At 41.5% G+C, this 13,819-nt stretch carries 11 protein-coding genes; all 11 read left to right on the top strand.

What is annotated here, in order from left to right; all coding sequences use genetic code 11:
* Window positions 1–82 precede the first annotated feature (82 nt).
* The 11 genes from nlpI (at window position 83) to N475_RS04595 (ending at window position 13,506) form a co-directional block, all read left to right on the top strand.
* Window positions 83–964 carry a lipoprotein NlpI gene (gene nlpI / locus N475_RS04645; RefSeq protein WP_081215816.1) on the top strand — a complete coding sequence of 294 codons (882 nt, stop codon included), beginning with the start codon at window positions 83–85 and terminating at the stop codon, window positions 962–964.
* A gap of 42 nt (window positions 965–1,006) precedes the next feature.
* Window positions 1,007–2,155 carry a hypothetical protein gene (locus N475_RS04640; protein WP_155730817.1) on the top strand — a complete coding sequence of 383 codons (1,149 nt, stop codon included), beginning with the start codon at window positions 1,007–1,009 and terminating at the stop codon, window positions 2,153–2,155.
* Between the two features lie 224 nt (window positions 2,156–2,379).
* The gene (locus N475_RS04635) at window positions 2,380–5,172 is read left to right on the top strand and encodes a monovalent cation/H+ antiporter subunit A (RefSeq protein ID WP_063355439.1); all 2,793 of its coding nucleotides are present in this window, start codon (window positions 2,380–2,382) and stop codon (window positions 5,170–5,172) included.
* Window positions 5,172–5,543 (top strand): Na+/H+ antiporter subunit C, encoded by a 372-nt coding sequence (locus tag N475_RS04630; protein ID WP_063355440.1) that lies wholly within the window; start codon window positions 5,172–5,174, stop codon window positions 5,541–5,543. Before N475_RS04635 ends, N475_RS04630 begins: the two co-directional genes overlap by 1 nt.
* On the top strand, window positions 5,540–7,051 hold the full coding sequence (locus N475_RS04625; RefSeq protein ID WP_063355441.1) for a monovalent cation/H+ antiporter subunit D: 1,512 nt from the start codon (window positions 5,540–5,542) through the stop codon (window positions 7,049–7,051). The genes N475_RS04630 and N475_RS04625 overlap by 4 nt, the downstream gene beginning before the upstream one ends.
* Window positions 7,052–7,588, top strand: coding sequence for a Na+/H+ antiporter subunit E (locus tag N475_RS04620; RefSeq protein WP_063355442.1), 537 nt, complete (start codon window positions 7,052–7,054; stop codon window positions 7,586–7,588).
* Window positions 7,582–7,851 (top strand): K+/H+ antiporter subunit F, encoded by a 270-nt coding sequence (locus N475_RS04615; RefSeq protein WP_063355443.1) that lies wholly within the window; start codon window positions 7,582–7,584, stop codon window positions 7,849–7,851. The genes N475_RS04620 and N475_RS04615 overlap by 7 nt, the downstream gene beginning before the upstream one ends.
* Before the next feature lie 6 nt (window positions 7,852–7,857).
* A complete protein-coding gene (locus tag N475_RS04610; protein ID WP_063355444.1) occupies window positions 7,858–8,187 on the top strand; it encodes a Na+/H+ antiporter subunit G in 330 nt (109 codons plus the stop codon).
* Between the two features lie 245 nt (window positions 8,188–8,432).
* Window positions 8,433–10,547, top strand: coding sequence for a methyl-accepting chemotaxis protein (locus tag N475_RS04605; protein WP_063364756.1), 2,115 nt, complete (start codon window positions 8,433–8,435; stop codon window positions 10,545–10,547).
* 95 nt (window positions 10,548–10,642) lie between these two features.
* Window positions 10,643–12,577, top strand: a complete 1,935-nt coding sequence (locus N475_RS04600; RefSeq protein ID WP_063355446.1) for a DNA topoisomerase III — start codon at window positions 10,643–10,645, stop codon at window positions 12,575–12,577.
* 71 nt (window positions 12,578–12,648) lie between these two features.
* Window positions 12,649–13,506 (top strand): tetratricopeptide repeat protein, encoded by an 858-nt coding sequence (locus N475_RS04595; RefSeq protein WP_063355447.1) that lies wholly within the window; start codon window positions 12,649–12,651, stop codon window positions 13,504–13,506.
* The last annotated feature ends 313 nt before the right edge of the window (window positions 13,507–13,819 follow it).

The following is a 13,819-nucleotide window of genomic DNA, read 5'->3' as shown; positions in this document are numbered from 1 at the left end:
CGTTAAAAGGGGCTGAATGGCCCCTTTTTTTGTGCTTTAATGGCCCTAGACACGTACTTTCTAGCCCAATGAGGGAAATATCTTGAGATTTTTACTAATACCTTTGCTAGGACTAAGCTTAATGGGTTGTCAGAGTACACAGCATCAGGTAGCCGAATCTGTACTTCCAATTCCTTTCACTGAGCCACTTCAGGCGAATCCTCGTACGCAAATCGAAATTGCGAGATATAGTGAACTGCTAAATAGCCAAGAGCTAACACGCGCACAACGTGCAGAGCTGTACCACATACGTGGGAAACTCTACGATAGCTTGGGACAGGCTCAACTCGCACAAATTGACTTTAATCGTGCACTAAAACTACAGCCTGATATGGCTGAAGTTTACAATTTTTTAGGTATTCACCATACCCTGAGACAGGAGTTTAGTGAGGCTTATGAGCGTTTTGACTCAGTATTAGAGCTGGATGATAGCTACGACTATGCGTATTTAAATCGAGGCATTGCTTTGTACTACGGTAGCCGCCCAGAATTAGCTGTAGACGATTTCAAACGCTTTCTGGCGAACGCACCTGATGATGCATACCGTGTGATGTGGCTATATATTGCAGAGCATGCTGTTGACCCAATAGCCGCGAAAGCAACGCTGTTGGAAAACAGCGCATCTTTAAATGAAGCATCTTGGTCAACCCAGCTGGTACAGTTGTATTTAAACGAGTTAGATGAAAGCCAATTTTTGGCACAAGTTTCCAAAGGTGTCCAATCCCAAAAAGAGTATGCAGAGCGCCTGTGTGAGGCTTACTTTTATATCGCAAAACGTTATAGAGCGAATGGTAATAACGCCAAAGCCGCTGAATTCTTTAGATTGACATTGGCAACGAATGTCTATGAGTTTGTTGAGCACAAATATGCACGTTTGGAGCTTAGGTTAATTAGGGAAGAGTTATTAGGCAAAGCAACAAGCTAAGCCATGTATCGAAAGTGGATTGTGTGTTTTTTTGCATTAAGTATGGCTGTATTTGCTTTCAGCCATCTTATGCTCAATTTAGCAGAGTCTAAAGATGAAGAGATTACTCGGCTAATAGAACAATCTAGTCGCCATTATAAGCCTCACTCTACGCATTACCTCAAACTTGTAGAACTATCTAGCCACTTATCTGACGAGCAAACTTTGTCATTGCGCCAAGTAGGCTATTCACACTTTGCGATTGAATGGGCGTTAAGGTTGATTAAACGGCAACAGCACACCCAAGCTTGGTTATTGATTGAGCACCACTGGGCGGATGTGGATGAACCGATAAAGATTAGGGTGCTTGAATTACTTTCGCAACAAAGGCGCTACTCCTTCATCACGAAGATTTTTAAACAATTCGTAGCAATTGAGCCCTATCAAACAATTGGCCAACTGGCTCAGGGTATTGATCCCAGCATGATTAATCACCGCGTACTTTCTGAGCTTGGAATTAATACATTAGATACTCCCTTGCAAGTACAAAATGGCTGCCCTCATATGATCCTGTTACTTGGTGGCACGTTAGACTCTGTGATTAAACTGCAGCAAATAAAAGCACAATTCCAAGCGAGTGAATTGGCCAGCCGCTTACCCTATTGTTTTAGCGAGCCTGTGTATGTGGGAAACAGCGTAGCGTGCGATGGAGAGAAAGGGGAGTTTATTCGTTGTAATTTGGCACAGGTTGTTCATGCCCAGCAGTTATTCACAGCACGGCATGTAGTCATGATGTCAGACCAACCTGGACTTGCAAATGTCAGACATGGAATGATGGTATTAAACCATTTGCACGGATTTGAGTTGTTTGTACACGAATTGATGCACTTTGCTCACTTTGAGGATGAATATCCCGTACCTGTAGAAAAGGCTAGCTGGCTTTGCGCATCACCGGGGCTAAAAGCGCCTAATTTATATGTAGGCAATGTCCCTCCAAAAGGTTGGCACTCCAGTAAAACATGTCGACTTGGAAAGCTGCGCTCGTATAAGCCTAGTCATATGCATTCAAAGATGGAATATCATGCAATTAACTTGTCAAACCAATATTTAGGTTTATGGTTAAAGGCATTGGAGCAGAGTTTATTGGAACCAAGTGATTATCAGATTTATCATCATCAACTTGTCAACGCTCGTCCCGCTTTGGTTAAATGAGCGCTCAATTTATGAATGGAGTCTGAATTGTTTGTTAATATTGTCTAGAATTTCAACAGCCAGTATGTGAAACCCTAGACAAGTCAAACACTAATAAAGTATAACTGGTAGACGTTATGTGTGATAAAAATGCACGTAAAAAATAAACAGAACACGATCGCCATAACTTAATCATAACGTGCATTTATTAGTGATGAACGGCATCGAAGATATAAGGCTTCTTTATGACTTTGCTTTGGATACCATTGATATCCTTGTTAGGTAGTTTACTCTCTGCATTCACAGGTAAGCTATCTCGCAATCAGTCTACTGCAATCACCTTGATTGCTCCTACTGTGGCTCTCTTACTAGCCATTGATTTAGCTCCCGCAGTGTTTGCTGGGGAAGCTGTTCGTGCAACGCTAGATTGGGTGCCTATACTCGATCTTGATGTGTCTTTCCGTTTGGATGGTCTGGCACTTTTATTCGTATTTATGATCTTAGGGATTGGCATACTAGTCATCTTTTATGCGCGCTATTACCTGAGTGAAAATGACTCAATGCCCAAGCTATATTCATATTTGATGTTATTTATGACAGCAATGCTTGGCATTGTAATGTCAAATAATGTACTGCAATTATGGGTGTTCTGGGAGCTCACAAGCATCAGTTCATTTTTATTAATCAGCTATTGGTGGCATAAGTCAGAAGCGCGAAAAGGCGCGAAGATGGCATTAGCTATCACCGGAGGCGGTGGTTTAGCACTACTTGCTGGCTTATTATTACTTGGCAATATTGTTGGTAGCTATGATTTAGATATCATTCTAGCAAGTCGTGAACTAATTCAATCTCACGACTTATATGAAGTAGCTTTGGTGCTTGTACTCCTTGGTGCATTTACAAAGTCGGCTCAGTTCCCATTCCATTTCTGGCTGCCTCACGCGATGGCTGCTCCAACACCTGTGAGTGCCTATTTACACTCTGCAACCATGGTAAAAGCTGGTATCTTCCTATTAGCGCGTTTCTACCCTGCATTAGCAGGCACTGAGATTTGGTTTATTCTAGTCGGATTGACAGGTCTTGTGACCTTGTTAGTCGGTGCATATATCGCACTATTTAAACATGACTTAAAAGGGCTTTTGGCTTTTTCAACGATTAGTCATTTGGGTTTAATTACTTTATTGCTTGGATTGGATACAGAGTTGGCGACGGTGGCAGCTATCTTCCACATCATTAACCACGCCACCTTTAAAGCATCTCTATTTATGGCAACGGGTATTATCGACCATGAGACTGGTACTCGAGACATGCGAAAGCTCAACGGGATGTGGCGCTTTATGCCCTATACAGCGACCTTGGCCATGGTCGCTGCGGCGTCAATGGCAGGCGTACCTTTATTAAATGGTTTCCTATCAAAAGAAATGTTCTTTGCTGAGACACTTCACCAACAGTTACTTGGTTCTATGTCATGGCTAATTCCTATTTTAGCGACGATTGCAGCGGCTTTCTCAGTGGCTTACTCGGCCAGATTCATTCATGATGTATTCTTTAATGGTGATCCTATTGACCTACCAAAAGAGCCCCATGAAGCTCCACGCTATATGCGTGTACCAATTGAGATATTGGTAGCACTGTGTTTGATCGTTGGTATGTTCCCTAACTTTGTCGTTGACGGTATTTTAAGGCTCGCGTCTGGTGCGGTTTTAGGTGGAGAACCACCTGAGTTTTACATTGCGATTTGGCATGGCCTAAATTTACCGTTGTTAATGAGCGCGATAGCGGTGTGTGGCGGTTTGCTTATTTATACACAACGCAGGTACTTGTTCCAGTTTCAAGCTTCTTTACCACCAATCAATGCGAAAAAAGGGTTTGAGAAAACCATGCATTCAGTGGTGACATGGAGTCAAAATAAAGTGAGTGCCATTGAAAATGGTTCTCTACAACGCTATCTCATGCTCATGCTCATAGTTGTGCTACTCAGTGCAGGTTGGCCTTTGTTTGAAATGAGCCAACTCGTTGGGCAGAACCAGCTAACTCCAGTAGATATTCATAATGGGATTGGTGCGGGCTTATTAATGATTGGTGCTATTGGTACTGTAATTTGGCACCGAACTCGAATGGTCGCGCTCTTAATGATTTCGGTAGTCGGTCTGATGGTTTCCGTAGCATTCACACGCTTTTCTGCACCAGATCTTGCTCTTACTCAGCTTACTGTAGAAGTGGTTACCATTATTCTGTTAATGCTGGCATTGTTCTTCTTACCACAAAAAACACCAAAAGAATCGAGCTCGATTCGCACCCTAAGAGACTTAGGCATCGCTTCTGCCATTGGTGTTATTGTGGGTAGTATTTGTTACGCGCTTATCACTCGTCCATTGACTTCTATCTCAGATTTCTTCGTGGCCAATGCTAAAACAGGCGGGGGTGGCACCAACGTGGTTAATGTCATTCTGGTGGATTTCCGAGGTTTTGACACATTGGGTGAAATTGTTGTGTTAGGTATTGCCGCTCTGGGTATATACAAGCTGATAATTCATTTACCACTGTTTATGCCAGGTAGTGACTCAGAAGGTAGACCTTGGGCTAAAGAGCGTTATCCGTTACTGTTAGCATCTATTTCGCAAAGCTTACTTCCACTAGCCTTGTTGGTGTCCTTTTACATCTTTTTGCGCGGACACAATTTACCTGGTGGTGGCTTCATTGCAGGTCTAGTAACAGCCATTGCGTTTATATTGCAGTACATCGCACATGGTTCTAATTGGATAGCGGAACGCTTCACTTTGAACTACCGCAAAATCATTGCGTCAGGTATTGCGATTGCACTGTTGTCAGGGCTTGGCAGTTGGGTGTTTGGTCGACCGTTCCTAACAACATGGTTTGATTATTTTGATATTCCTTTGATTGGTGAAATTGAACTTGCCAGTGCCTTAGTATTTGATTTAGGTGTATACATTACTGTCGTTGGTGCGACCCTGATGATCTTGGCCAGTTTAGGTAAGGTTACAGCGAATACATCGAAAGAAGAGGTAAATATTTAATGGAGCTTTTGTATTCTTCATGCGTAGGCTTACTTGTAGCCTGCGGTGTATTTATGATTTTGCGCGCCAGGACTTTTCCTGTCGTGCTTGGATTGACGATGCTCTCTTATGCTGTGAACTTGTTTTTGTTTGCATCAGGCAGGCTGTCAATGAACCAAGCGGCCGTGTTGGGTTACAGTGAAAGTTATGCGGATCCGCTGCCACAGGCACTGGTATTAACAGCGATTGTAATTGGCTTTGCGATGACTGCATTTGTTGTGATTTTGGCGATTCGTGGACGTGCAGATTTGGGTAACGATCACGTAAATGGCACCGTGCCTGATAAGCCAAAAGCGGTTTCTCGACAATCAAAGGAGCAAGGTAAAGCATGAGTCAACATTTAACATCTTTACCAGTCTTATTGCCAATGTTGGCGGCGATTCTAATGTTGATGCCGCCATGCGGGAAAAACCTTAAAATAAGGCGCTATGTTTCTGTTTTAATGGGGCTGGTTAGCACTGTTGCGTCTGTAAGTTTGCTCGCATACGTTAAAACTCACGGTACACAGGTGTACGCGATTGGCGATTGGTCAGCGCCATTTGGTATTGTTCTAGTGGCGGATCCATTATCGACCTTGTTAGTTTCACTGACTTCATTTTTGGGGCTAGTGTGTGCTCTGTACAGTTGTGCAGGAGATGATGAGCAGGGGAGCTTTTTCCACCCGTTATTGCACTTCCTAATTCTAGGTGTAAACGGTGCATTTTTAACGGGCGACGCTTTCAATCTATTTGTTTTCTTTGAAGTACTCCTTATTGCTTCTTATTCACTGCTTATGCATGGTGGAGATAAACGCAATACTCGTGCAGCATTACAATACGTCATACTAAACCTTGTTGGCTCGTCGGTATTTTTGATTGCGCTTGGCATTCTATACGGCACCTTGGGCACTCTCAACATGGCAGATATGGCCACGCGAGTGATGGAGTTGCAAGGGGATGATGTTTATCTAGCGAAAATTGGTGGATTGCTACTACTTGTTGTTTTTGCATTAAAGGGAGCGCTCTTACCACTTCATTTATGGTTGCCAAATACGTATTCTACGGCAATGCCAGTTGTTGCTGCATTGTTTGCAATTATGACCAAGGTGGGTGTGTACTCAATGATGCGTGTGTACACCTTAATCTTTGGAGAGCAGGCAGGTGAATTAAGTCATATGGCACAACATTGGCTTTGGTGGTTAGCGATTGCAACGATTGTAATGGGTGCCATTGGTGTATTAGCAAGTCAAGACTTAAGAAAAATGGTTGCGAACTTAGTCGTTGTGTCTGTAGGTACATTGGTTGCCTTGGTCGCTGCTCAGACCATTGATAGTAGCGCTGCGGCCATATACTACCTAGTTCATTCGACTCTCGTCTCTGCCGCACTGTTTTTAATAGCCGATCTGGTCAGCAGGCAAAGAGGCAAGGTTGCGGACAGAATCACAGCGGGACGTCCGGTTGCTCAACCTTTGTTTTTGGGTGGGGCGTTTATTTTCGCGGCGGTAACTGTGATAGGAATGCCTCCTTTATCAGGTTTTGTTGGTAAGGTTTGGATTTTGAAGTCGACATTTGAATCGGCGCATGGACACTGGTTTTGGCCAATTTACTTGATAGCAAGCTTGGCTGTACTGGTATCAGTATCGAAGGCTGGTAGTACTGTGTTTTGGCATCATACTGGTAAAGGTGAAGCCAATACTGAAGAGAAAGCACACCCTGTGCAGGTAGTGGCGGTATTGCTACTTGTTGCAGCCTCGCCTTTAATGGTCATTTTCGCTGGCCCAATAACCGACTATGCGCAATTTGCAGCAGTAGAACTACATAACTTTTACGGCCTAATTCAGCATGTATTAGGAGGTAAGTAAATGAGATTAGAAGCGAAATATAAATGGCTACCAACTCCTTTTAGGAGCCTCCTGCTATTTTTAGTGTGGTTGTTACTCAACAATACAGTGGCGCTTGGGCATATCATACTTGGGTTAATTTTGGCGGTAGTGATCCCTTTAATAACGCATCCATTCAGGACGAAACAGCCCCTTGTTGTGAGACCATTTCGTGCTCTGAGACACCTAATGTTGGTGTTATACGATATTTTGACCGCAAACATTGAAGTAGCAATAAAAATACTTGGTCCTACAAAAAAATTAAAACCAGGTTTTGTTAAAGTACCTTTGGATTTGCAAGAAGCAATGCCGATAACTATTTTGGCAAGTACCGTTTCTCTAACTCCCGGTACTGTTAGTGCAGAAGTTTATCCATGGCCTGAAACACTTGGAGATGAAAAAGAAGCATGTCAGAAATTCTTGTTAATCCATGTTTTGGACTTAGATGACGAAGAAGCACTGATCGCGACTATCAAATCACGTTATGAAGCGCCATTAAAGGAGATCTTTGAATGTTAGAAACGATCATCTTAATTGTATTTGCCATGATTGGTTTAGCATTATTGCTGAACTTGTGGCGTTTAGTTGTTGGCCCATCGGTACCTGACAGAATTTTGGCGTTGGATACCATGTATATCAATACGATTGCACTGATCATCTTATACGGCATGAGTATGGGAACTTCATTGTATTTTGAAGCAGCACTATTGATTGCACTACTGGGCTTTGTGAGCACAGTAGCTGTATGTAAATACCTGCTTCGCGGCGATATTATCGAGTAAGGGCAAATGATGGATATTGTAATTTCAATTTTGCTTTTGATGGGCGGTGTGCTTGTATTAGTGGGCTCTATTGGCTTGGTTAAAATGCCAGACTTTTTTATGCGTCTGCATGGACCAACTAAAGCGACTACGTTGGGAATGGCATGTTTACTCTTTGCAGCCATGGCTTACTTTAGTCAATATGGTGATGGGTTTACTTTAAAAGAGATCTTAATATCTCTTTTCTTACTGATCACAGCCCCAATTAGTGGATATATGCTCATTAAATCAGCCATTCATCACCGGATTGATTCGACACAGAAAACTACCGGAAAAGAAAATATAGAAGAAGATTAAAGCACTCTTCAAAAAGCTCGACATTAGGTCGAGCTTTTTTGTTTCTACAACCCAGTGAAACAAATACGCCTCTTGTTTATTTTGTTCTTGCGCATTGCCTTTTCATGAATTAAGTTTAAAAAATTCATAAATTTAAAATATTTAAAATATAATATTTTTTGATTTTATAAAGTTGGAAATCAGCAATAAGCCCAATGATAAAACTCATTGCACAGTAGGAAACTCAAATTAGTATAAGGTCGTATATGCAGCAGATGTCTATTAAAAAAAAGCTGATGTTATTTGTAACAGCTTTGGTCGTGGCTATTATTGTGATCCTCGTAATGACGACTTGGCTTCACTTACAAGAGGAAAATGAAAAACAAAGTGAACAAGTACAGACCTTAGTTTTAAAAGAAATTAGATCAGGGTTAGTGTCAAAAGGACAATCTTACAGTCAGCAAATTTCAGGTTTTCTTAATGAGGCATATCGAATACCAAATTCGCTTGCAGGTGCAATCGAAGCAACCTTAAATAACCCACTAGAAAGAACTGAAGTAGAGGCACTGCTACGCGGTGCGATTACTAGCAACGATAACGTGTCTTCAATTTATAGTCATTTTGAACAAAACGCTTACGACGATAAAGATGGCCAGTTCACAGATGGCGCGACTCACTCTGCTCCTGGCGCTGGCTCTCTCGAGTTGTACTTTACTCGTGAGCAAAGTGGTGTTGTTCAGCATCAAATAGAATCTGCTGATGCAAAGTATATAGATACACGAAATGAATTTGGGATCCGAGAATCTGAGTGGTATCTGTGCGCTAGAGATAAAAATACGCCCTGTATGATGGAACCATATGTATATGAAATTTCTCCAGGGAATAGCATGCTTATGACTTCATTGACGGTGCCAATTCAAAATGGCAATCAGTTTATTGGGTTAATTGGCGTTGATGTAAATTTACCTGACTTACAAAAACTGGTTGAAGAGTTATCTCGGTCACTGTACGACGGCAAAGCGCAAGTATCATTACTTAGTGAGATTGGGCTAATCGCTGGTGCCAGTCATCATGCAAATTCTTTAGGTAGACCTCTTTCAGAAATTGTTAATAAACGCCTAGCGCAAAATCTACAAGCCTTACATAAAGGAAGCGGTTATACAGAAGTGGGTGATGATATTGTTATATCGGTCCCAGTGGATGTAAATATGGCGAATGTCACCTGGTCATTGGTGATTCAAGTGCCTAAAGAAAAAGTTATGGCATCTGCTTATATTATAAGTGAGCAACTTTATAAGTCTGCCAATGACTTAGGAGTCTGGATGACATTTTTAGGCCTCATTGTTGTTGCAGTGGCGATTGGTTTTAGTCTGTTTTTAATCAATACTATCACAGGCCCACTTTCTTATATCGAATCTCGAGTTGACAATTTGGCATCAAGTGAAGGTGACCTTACCCATCAATTAGAAGTTAGTCATCATGCTGAACTGATTTCTTTAGCTGCTGGCTTTAATCGTTTCACTAATAAGCTACGAGGAATGATAGAAGATCTTAAAGCCTTGGCTCACCAGTCTTATCAGCAATCACATGTTACTACTGAAGCGGCTATTAATATAAAGAATAAAGTGTCTAATCAACATATTGAAATTGACAATGTGGTGACGGCTATCAATGAATTAAGCGCGACAGCGAATGAAGTGGCCAGAGCTTCAGAGCAAGCGGCTGCTACAACAGACAGCGCAGTTAAGACAGTTCAAAGCTGTGAACAAGATATTGTGCAAACCACACAAACTGTTGACGAAATAGCGGATCAGGTAGCAGTTGCTCAAGATGCATTCCACCGAGTTGCAGAAAGAAGCGGGGACATATCTAAAATACTTGATGTGATCCGATCGATTGCAGAACAGACTAACTTGCTTGCTCTTAACGCTGCAATTGAAGCCGCGAGAGCTGGTGAGCAGGGGCGTGGGTTTGCAGTGGTTGCTGATGAAGTCAGATCACTTGCATCAAAAACGCAAGCCTCAACGGACGATATCAGTACTTTGATAGAGAATTTACAAAATGAGATCCAAGGTTCAGAAGAGATTATCGAAAAAACAGTGGGCAAAGGGCACAATGCAACGACACTATGTCAAAAAGCCGCTACTTCAATGAGTTCTTTGGTCTCTGAACTATCGAACATTTCACACGAAGTTACGCAAATAGCCACTTCAGCTGAAGAGCAAAGCATGGTAACAGAGGAAGTAAACATGAACATGACGGGCATTGCTGACGCCGCAAAAGAGCTGGCAGGGTATGCGGATGAAGTTGAACAAGCAGCGAGTACAATGACTCAGCTTATGGAGCAAAAACATCAACAGCTTAATTTCCTAAAAACTTAATAGGTGGTTTAGGGAGATAAGCTCGGAAACTGACACTGGCTTTATAATTCAGGGTTAGTTAGAATAACTGTAAATATATACAGTTAACCAGTTATATGAAGCTTTACATTGCAGAAAAACCATCTTTAGGCAGGGCCATTGCAGAGGTGCTGCCTAAACCTCATAAAAAGCAAGACGGGTTCATTGAAGTTGGCAATGGAGATTGTGTCACTTGGTGTATAGGTCATTTGTTAGAGCAAGCAGAGCCTGAAGACTACGACCCTCGTTATAAAAAATGGGCTTTTCAAGACCTACCTATTGTTCCATCTGAATGGAAGTTTAAAGCAAAGCCAAAAACCAAAAAACAGCTTGCGACAGTAAAGCGATTAATTAAAAGTGCTGGTGTGGTTGTACATGCGGGAGATCCAGATAGAGAAGGTCAGCTACTTGTTGATGAAGTAATACAAGAAGCAAAACTCTCAAAAACCAAGAAATCCGCCATTGAACGTGTACTCATTAGTGACCTAAACCCTAATGCGGTGAAAAAGGCACTGAGTAAGTCCAAGTCTAATTCAGAATTTATGGCACTGAGCATTTCTGCATTGGCAAGAGCACGTGCAGATTGGTTATACGGCATGAACTTAACAAGAGCTTTTACGCTTGCTGGTCAAAAAGCAGGTGTGCAAGGTGTCCTGTCTATTGGTCGCGTGCAAACTCCAGTTTTAGGGTTGGTGGTTCGTCGTGATGAAGAGATAGCGAATTTTGTTTCGAAGCCTTTCTATGAAGTTACAGCGAAAATATCAAAAGCAAATGGTGAGCAATTTGAGGCTAAGTGGCAACCCAGTGAGGCATGTACGCCTTATATGGATGAAGAAAATAGAGTGTTGGTTAAAGGCTTAGCAGAAAATGTAGCAAGAAGAATCACCAACCAGCCAGCTGAGCTAACAAAACTAGATAAGGTACCGAAGAAACAAAATCCACCCCTGCCTTATAATTTGTCTGCTTTACAGATAGATGCCAACAAACGGTTTTCAATGTCTGCGAAGCAAGTGCTAGATATTTGCCAATCTCTATATGAGAAACATAAATTAATCACTTACCCTAGATCGGATAATCGCTATTTACCCAATGATCACTATTATGAACGCAGCGATGTATTGGCAGCAATGGTAAATAACAAGGGGTGCGAAGAGCAGTTGGTTGCAGAAGCAAATACGACGTTGAAGAGCAAATGTTGGAACGACAAAAAAGTTGAAGCACATCACGCTATTATACCGACCAAAAAGTCTTTAAAAACAGCACAATTAGGGCATCAAGAATTGCAAGTTTATAGCCTTATTTGCAGACAGTATTTGGCGCAGTTTTATCCTGCATATGAATATTCGCAAACTAAGGCATATCTAAACATTGCAGGAGGGAGATTTATTGCTAAAGCAGACACAATTATTAACATGGGCTTTAAAGTGTTATTTAAGAGTAAAAAAGCCGACTCTGAGAGTAAGGTACAGTTACCAATACTAGAAGTTGGAGAACCTTTGCATTGCAATGAAGGGGTTGTTCATGAGAAAAGCACGCAGCCTCCACATTATTTTACTGAAGCAACTCTTTTAAGTGCAATGACGGGAATCGCAAGGTATGTAAAGGACAAAGAAATTAAAAAAGTACTGAAAGAGACTGATGGGCTGGGGACCGAAGCAACCAGAGCTGGTATTATTGAATTGCTCTTTAAGAGAGGGTTCCTACAGCGTGAAGGAAAGTCTATTAAATCTACTCAATTAGGTAATGGATTGATTAATACAATCCCAGTACATTTATCTTTGCCAGATAGAACAGCTTTATGGGAATCCCAACTTACAAATATCGCCCAAAAAAATACTTCATATTCTCAGTTTATGACGCCACTAGAGTCAGAGCTATCAGATTTAATTGATATATCTCAATCAGTAAATACAAATGCGTTGAAAGGTGTGCAAGCACCTAAACCATTTAAAAAGAGAGCTGGAAAGGGGCGCCGAAAAAGCACCTCTTACAAGGCTAAAGCAAAGAGTTGATAACAATTGGCTTGTAAACTCGAAACCTGACACTATATAGCTAATAGAATTGAAATAAAGAATGCACGGTTATGGAAAATAAAATCACATTAACACCAGAAAACATCCAGCAGGTGCTTGCGCCAACTAATGCTGATCATCTTGTGCTGTTGAGCTTTTATAGCGCTCAGCACCCGGATTGTGTCGCACAAGCAGCAATTTTGGATGAATTGGCAACTCAATACAGCAGCAGTATTACAATCGCCACTTTGGATTGTGATATACAACAAGCATTGGCTGGACAGTTAGCGCAGCAGGTTGGTCTTCAAGCTTTACCAACTGTTGTTGTCTTAAAAGGTGGTTCACCTGTTGACGTATTAGCGGGTCCAAAAACTAAAGAAGAGTTCACTAAAGTACTGACCGAGCATTTACCATCACCGGAGCTAATTTTATTAGAACAGGCTAAGCAAGCTTTATCCAATGGTGATCTCAATAGCGCTTACTCCAATGCCAAACAAGCTTATGATGTAGCAAAGGGCAATCCCAGAGTAAATTTAGTTTTTGCTGATATTTGTATCCAAATCCAAAAATTAGATGATGCAGAAGCGTTGCTAGGTACGATCCCTGAAGATCAAAAGGATGCTTACTTTAACAACTTGCAGACAAAACTAACGCAAGCTAAAGATGCACAAGAGTCTCCTGAAATAAAACGATTGACTCAAGCAGTGGAAGAAGCACCTGACAATCTAGAATTAGTTTGCCAGCTTGCTCAAGCGCAAGTAGATGCGGGAAAAAAAGAAGATGCATTGGCCTCTCTCTTTAAAGTACTGAGTAAGGATCTGTCTTTTGGTGAGGCAAAGAAAGGGTTCTTAGATATTATCGCTTCACTGCCTGAAGGTGATAGTACTGCCGCTACATATCGTCGTAAATTATATAGCCTTCTCTATTAGTCAGAATAAACTCTCAGCACAATGACTATTGTGCTGAGAAAATGTTTGCAAGATCTCAGATTTGTACAATACTTAAGGTCCTTTTCGAAAAAACATGTCATTTTGATTAAAATATGATTACAGAACGTGCAGTTTTGAGCTGTTTTGATGTTATTTTATTCGAAAAGGTTCTTTTTCTAAGTTTTATGTAAAAAACACTTGATCCTATTTTGGATCTCCCTATAATGCGCACCCACTGACACGGCGGGATGCAACGAAAATCGCAAACCAAAGTGAAGGGTAAAGCCAAACGGAAAGCTTAACTTTTTTCGAA

The sequence above is a fragment of the Pseudoalteromonas luteoviolacea DSM 6061 genome (assembly GCF_001625655.1).
GTDB classification, from domain to species: domain Bacteria; phylum Pseudomonadota; class Gammaproteobacteria; order Enterobacterales; family Alteromonadaceae; genus Pseudoalteromonas; species Pseudoalteromonas luteoviolacea.
This window is presented reverse-complemented; position numbering and strand designations above follow the sequence as displayed.